The organism is Anoxybacillus sp., from assembly GCF_036834105.1.
GTDB lineage: Bacteria > Bacillota > Bacilli > Bacillales > Anoxybacillaceae > Anoxybacillus.
In genome coordinates, this window is the sequence record NZ_DAITON010000124.1 from 1 (window position 1) to 6,454 (window position 6,454).

Genomic DNA, 6,454 nt, shown 5'->3' on the forward strand with positions numbered 1-6,454 from the left:
CCCATTATAAAAAAACGAAAAATTTTGTAAATACAAATGTTTCTTGATTGAAAAAACAGACTTGCATTCCTTTTCACCATTTGTCAAAATCAAAATATGTTTAAAACGAAAACGGGCGAGGGAGTAAAGCTGTGAAATCTCGAAAATTATCGCGTCTATCAACCGTTCAGCTTATCGTTTTATTTTACTTTGTAGCCGTTTGTATATCGACATTTTTACTTTGGCTTCCGTTTTTTCATCAGCCTGGTGTAAAGCTTAGCTTTGTTGATGCACTATTTACAGCTGTGAGCGCCATCAGTGTAACAGGGCTAACCGTCGTATCGACAGCGGATACGTTTAATACGCCGGGTGTATTTGTATTGGCTTTTATTCTTCAATTTGGTGGAATTGGGATTATGGCACTCGGTACATTTATTTGGCTTATGTTTGGAAAAAAAATCGGCTTTCGTGAGCGCCAATTGATTATGACCGATCAAAATCGTTCGACGTTTGCTGGATTAGTAAAGTTAATGAAAGAAATTTTAACGCTCATTATCGCGATTGAAATGATTGGTGCAGTCATTTTGGGGATTTATTTTCTTCGTTATTTTCCATCGTGGCAAGAGGCTTTTCTCCAAGGTTTTTTTGCATCGGTGAGCGCAACGACAAACGCCGGTTTTGATATTACAGGACAGTCGCTTATTCCATTTGCTGACGATTATGTTGTACAAACGATACATATGGTTTTACTCGTGTTAGGAGCTATCGGGTTTCCAGTCCTCATTGAAGTGAAAGAGTTTTTATTTTATCGCCAAAAAAAACAATATCGCTTTTCGCTTTTCACAAAATTAACAACCGTTACATTTTTTCTTCTTGTTTTATTCGGAACATGTTCTATTTTATTGATTGAGTCGCATCGTTTTTTTGCCAATAAAACTTGGCATGAGTCGCTTTTTTATGCATTATTTCAATCGATTTCTTCTCGTAACGGTGGATTAGCAACAATGGATGTCGCTGAATTTTCCGAACCGACCTTACTTGTTTTAAGCGTACTCATGTTTATTGGTGCTTCCCCAAGTAGCGTAGGAGGAGGAATTCGGACGACGACGTTCGCCATCATTATGTTAACCATTTTCTTTTATGCGAAGGGGAAAGATTCCATTAAAGTATTCCAACGAGAAATCCATCATGAAGATATATTAAAATCGTTTATTGTGTTTGGAACAGCTTCCATTCTTTGTTTTTTAGCTGTCGTACTTCTTTCCTTTTCGGAGCCGTTTACAACGATGGAAATTGTCTTTGAAGTATGCTCTGCTTTTGGAACAACAGGTTTATCAATGGGCATCACATCACAACTAAGTACATTCGGGAAGTTAGTTATTACTGTTTTGATGTTTATCGGACGGATCGGTATTTTATCATTTTTATTTCTTATTCGTGGCAACAACCAAAAAGAAACATACCATTATCCAAAAGAGCGCGTCATTATTGGTTAAAAAGCGAAGGTATTTATACACCTTCGCTTTTTAATATATGTTCTTTTTTATGGAACATCGTATACATAATCAACAGAAACGAGAAGACTCCGAACAAGACGACCATATGTTCTAATCCAATCGTATCTAGTAAAAAACCAGAAATTAACAATACGATTTGAAAAGTGACACGATCAAACATATTCTTAAACGAAAAAAAACGACCATGGTAAGTTTTCGGAACATTTGTTTGAAAAATAGTCGCAATCATCGGGAAAAAGCCACCCACACACATTCCGAACACCCCAAAGGAAACAAGTGAAATCCATTTGACGTGGGCGAAATGTAAAAATAACTGTGCGAAAGCAATAAAACAAGCTAATCCGTACATCCATTTCACATATGCGTGCTCGCGAGCGACATATTTAATGAAAAAGGCGCCGAACAAAAACCCAATTCCTTCAACTGTGTACAGCCATCCTTTAATTGATGGATCTTGCTGTAATTCACTAATGTTAATGACCATTAAGTTAAATCCACCAATGAACAGCTGCGGTACAATCGTCAAAACGATGGCAATATACACAACTGGCAGTTGACGAACGATGGGGAATATGTCTGCGAATCGCTGTTTTTCTTTCTTTTCATTACGCGTTTCCCGTCTCTCCTCCTTGATGTCAATAAAAAATGTAAGCAAAAAAAGCAAAATGTACGCAATCATCGCTCCAATATATAACGCTCGTAAGCTCGTAATCATAAGAAGTGCTCCACCAAATGCAGTACCGGCAATACGAGACAAAGCAGAAATATTCATATGTATACCATTTACAGTCATTAGTTGGTTCTCATCACGAACAACGAGTGGGATGATTGCTTGTAATGTCGGAAAATAAAACGCTGCCGCTATTTGAATTGAAATCATAAAGCAAACCATAAGGAAAATAGATTCATATGTTAAAGCGAGTAGCATAAATATAACGCTACATATACGTCCGATACCTGCGTAGAGAAGGATACGCTTTTTCACATACGTATCAATCCATCTCCCAGCTATCGGACTGACGATGACACTAGCAAGCAAGCCAGAAAATAAAATGAGCGACTTCACAAAGTCAGAAGGAACGTGCTTCTGCATAAACTCTAAATTCCCGATAATTCCAAGCCATAAACCAATTCCGACAATAAATTCCCCAATAAAAATGAGCGTGATATTTTTATTTTTCCACATCGATCTTTCTCCTTTTCTCGTCTCTAACTTCCAATGCATGTATTCCATTTTATAATAAAACGGAGAAAGATGCATAAAAAATAAGACTGGCGCATCGCCAGTCTTATTCCACTTCCCCTTCCCAATTCGACATGCCACCAACCATGTTTTTCACACGGAAACCTCGTTCAGATAGCCATTCGCATGCTAATGCGCTTCTGCCTCCTGAATGGCAAACGACGATGTATGTTTTGTTTTGGTCAAGTTCGTTTAAACGAGCAAACAGCTGTCCGAGTGGAATGTGGCGAGCACCCGGAATTTTTCCTGTTGCTACTTCGTGTGCTTCACGAACGTCTAACACTTCAACATTTGTTTCATGACGTAGCGTATCCGCTTCTGTTGGCAAAATATTTTCAAACATCTTTATTCCCCCTATTTCACACTCGAATACAATTTATAACCACCGTCTAAATTTTTAGCTTTCCATCCATGCTCTTGTAAAATGCGCGTTGCTAAATAGCCACGTAAACCAACTTGGCATGTGACGTAAATCGCTTGATCTTTCGGCAATTCATGGAGACGATCGCGCAAGTCATCAAGTGGAATGTTGATGCTACCCGGAATTGCTCCTCTCGTTTCTAGCTCTTTCGGTGTGCGAACATCAATGAGCAACCCACCGTCGGCGACGATGTCATCAATTTCATGCCATTGTACCGTTTCAACCATCCCATCAAGCACGTTCGATGCCACATACCCAGCCATGTTTACTGGATCTTTCGCCGATGAAAACGGTGGAGCATATGCCAGTTCTAAATCAGGTAAATCATATACCGTTAGTCCGCCTTTAATCGCTGTGGCGATGACATCAATGCGCTTGTCAACTCCATCTTGTCCGACCGCTTGCGCCCCATAAATACGTCCTTGCCGATCGAAAATTAACTTTAACGTCATTTGAGTAGCACCTGGATAGTAGCTAGCATGGCTCATTGGATGAACGTGAACAACTTCATAATCAATACCGTGATGTTTCAATACTTTTTCGTTCAGTCCTGTTGCCGCGACTGTCATATGGAAAACTTTCGCGATCGACGTACCGAGCGTTCCGTTGTATTTGACATCGCGACCGTTGATGTAGTCAGCGACAAGTCGGCCCTGGCGGTTGGCTGGCCATGCGAGCGGAACGAACGTTTCAAATCCATAGACGTAACTTTTTACTTCAATTGCATCGCCGATAGCAAAAATGTTCGGATCAGATGTTTGCAAATGCTCGTTCACTTTAATGGCACCGCGAAAACCAAGTTCTAATCCCGCTTCTTTTGCCAACTGGCTTTCTGGCTGAACTCCAATCGCTAAAATAATCATATCTGTATCGATCGTGCGACCGCTTTTTAATACGACACGTCTTCCTTCGTTTTCAAATGCTTGCACGCCATCTTCTAAAATTAACTCAACCCCATGCTCCTTCATATGCGTATGCACAATAGCTGCCATTTCGTAATCAAGGGGTGCCATGACTTGATTGGCCATCTCTACAAGCGTTACATGTACGCCTCGCTCTGTTAAGTTTTCAGCCATTTCTACACCGATAAAGCCCCCACCAATAACCACAGCACGTTTCGGCTTTTCATTGTCAACAAATGAACGAATGCGATCGGTATCCGGTACGTTGCGCAACGTAAACAGTGCTTTCGCTTGATCTATGCCTGGAATAGGCGGAACAATTGGCTTCGCTCCCGGTGATAAAATAAGGATATCGTATGGCTGTTCATATTGTTCATTTGTTCGTAAATTTTTTACTGTGACCGTTTTTCGTTCACGATGAATAGCTGTCACTTCACTTAAATTGCGCACATCAATACGAAATCGTTTCGACATACCGTCAACCGTTTGGACAAGTAGCTTACTTCTCTCTTGAATAACATCCCCGATGTAGTATGGAAGTCCGCAGTTTGCAAATGAAATATATTCACCACGTTCAAACATAATAATTTCATCTTTCTCACTTAACCGACGTAAACGGGCGGCGGCAGAAGCTCCTCCAGCTACACCACCAACAATGACGATTTTCTTCATCAATATATCCCCTCCATATACAAGTACGTGTAACCGTATTATACCAAATAAATTCCTTGCAAAGTTTGAACAGTTAGTGACATTTTACCATAGTCCATTTATGTGCGCTTTCTTTTTCCTTTATATAATATCCTTTGACAGAAAAATGATAACGTCTTAACAAGCGAATGGCTACATTTTTCTCTAAAGCATCGTTCGCAATGACAACAACTTCACGGTGCGGAATCGTTTCATAATAACGTTTCAAATACGCAACCGGAATGCGACGTGCCCCATCGATGTCATCTGCTTCATTGTAGTCGCGCACATCGAGTATTGTAACATGTTTATGTGTAGATAAAACTTGCAGCTTCTTTACACCACGAACAGGTACGTATCGATAATATAAAGCATATAATACAAGCATCAAAATAAAGCCATACATCATGTTGTCTACCTCCCTCACACATCATACCCTAACAGGTATATAAAATCAATAAAAAAGAGCTGATTTTACTCAGCTCTTTTTAGCGTAAGTAACCGCTGTTTTAACTGCTCTTCCATCTCAATCAGTTCCTGTTCTACCTGTTGACGTTTCATGCGCCCTTCTTGTTGAATTTTTAACGTTTCTTCAAGCGTCACTAGCAAATTTTCCTGTGTTTTTTTCAATGTTTCAATGCTGACAAGCCCTTCCTCGTTTTCTTTTGCTGCTTCAATCGTATTCATTTTTAACATCTCTGAGTTACGCAACAGCAATTCATTCGTCGTTTTTGTTACCGCTTTTTGCGCTTCCACCGCCTTCTTTTGGCGAAGCAACGTTAATGCGATGACGAGTTGGTTTTTCCAAAGCGGAATGGCGGTTAAAATGGACGATTGAATGCGCTCGACTAACGTTTGATTGACATGTTGAATCAGTCGAATTTGCGGTGCTGTTTGAATCGTAATTTGGCGGCTTAATTTTAAATCATGAATGCGCTTTTCAAGACGGTCGGCAAATTGAATCATATCATTGACTTCTTGTACATCCATTTGATTTTGTGACTGTAACGCCTTTTTCTCTAGTTCTGGAATCGTTTTTGTTCGCAGCTGTTCTAGTTTTATTTCAGCGGCGGCAATGTAAATGTTTAATGCATCAAAATATTCTTTGTTTTTTTCATATAACGTTTCTAACATCATGATGTCACGAAATAACATTTGACGATGTTTGTCGAGTTGATCCGCAATACGATCAATTTCAGCGCCTAATTTTTGATATTTAGATAAAATATGTTGAACAGACTGAGTCACAGATTGAAACACGCGCGCCAAAAAACTTTTTTTATTTATTGTAAAATCTTCTACATTTACTTCTTTCATCTTTATCATCAGCTCATGAATAATTTCCCCAACAGGTCCGGCATCTTTTTTCTGCACATGATTTAAAATAGAATGCGAAAAGCGTGACAACTCTGCCTGTGCAGCTACACCGTACTGTAAGATTGCTTGATGGTTGCGCGGATCAATTTGCTCCGCAAGCGCTAGCGCTTTTTGTCGATGCTCCTCTTTTAATTGATCAATTAAACGCGGAGATGGTGACTTTTCACTCGCCTCTATCACTTCGCCAAATGGGTTGGCAAGTAGCGAATCGATCGAACTTGTCCAAAGTACTTCATCGTTTTTGTTCATGTTTTTTCTCCTCCATCATTGTTGGTATTGTCAAAAGTTTTAAAGACACACCCTAAGTTTTTATTGATTTTCTGCA

6 protein-coding genes are annotated in these 6,454 nt (G+C 39.7%); 1 reads left to right on the forward strand and 5 read right to left on the reverse strand.

Annotated elements, in window-relative coordinates:
* The first annotated feature begins 131 nt into the window (after positions 1-131).
* Positions 132-1,475 carry a TrkH family potassium uptake protein gene (locus V7Z64_RS10875; RefSeq protein WP_297989332.1) on the forward strand — a complete coding sequence of 448 codons (1,344 nt, stop codon included), beginning with the start codon at positions 132-134 and terminating at the stop codon, positions 1,473-1,475.
* 13 nt (positions 1,476-1,488) lie between these two features.
* On the opposite strand, the gene V7Z64_RS10880 is transcribed toward V7Z64_RS10875, so the two are convergent.
* The 5 genes from V7Z64_RS10880 to V7Z64_RS10900 all read right to left on the reverse strand — a co-directional run bounded on the left by V7Z64_RS10880 (position 1,489) and on the right by V7Z64_RS10900 (position 6,378).
* Positions 1,489-2,682 carry an MFS transporter gene (locus tag V7Z64_RS10880; RefSeq protein WP_297989334.1) on the reverse strand — a complete coding sequence of 398 codons (1,194 nt, stop codon included), beginning with the start codon at positions 2,680-2,682 and terminating at the stop codon, positions 1,489-1,491.
* A gap of 103 nt (positions 2,683-2,785) precedes the next feature.
* Positions 2,786-3,082 (reverse strand): rhodanese-like domain-containing protein, encoded by a 297-nt coding sequence (locus tag V7Z64_RS10885; protein WP_297989336.1) that lies wholly within the window; start codon positions 3,080-3,082, stop codon positions 2,786-2,788.
* 11 nt (positions 3,083-3,093) lie between these two features.
* Positions 3,094-4,734 carry a CoA-disulfide reductase gene (gene cdr, locus V7Z64_RS10890; protein WP_297989338.1) on the reverse strand — a complete coding sequence of 547 codons (1,641 nt, stop codon included), beginning with the start codon at positions 4,732-4,734 and terminating at the stop codon, positions 3,094-3,096.
* 73 nt (positions 4,735-4,807) lie between these two features.
* Entirely contained in the window at positions 4,808-5,161 is a 354-nt protein-coding gene (locus tag V7Z64_RS10895) for a sulfurtransferase (protein ID WP_297989340.1), read from the reverse strand.
* Positions 5,162-5,226: 65 nt separating this feature from the next.
* Positions 5,227-6,378: a toxic anion resistance protein gene (locus V7Z64_RS10900; RefSeq protein ID WP_297989342.1), complete on the reverse strand. Its 1,152-nt coding sequence runs from the start codon at positions 6,376-6,378 to the stop codon at positions 5,227-5,229.
* Positions 6,379-6,454 lie beyond the last annotated feature (76 nt).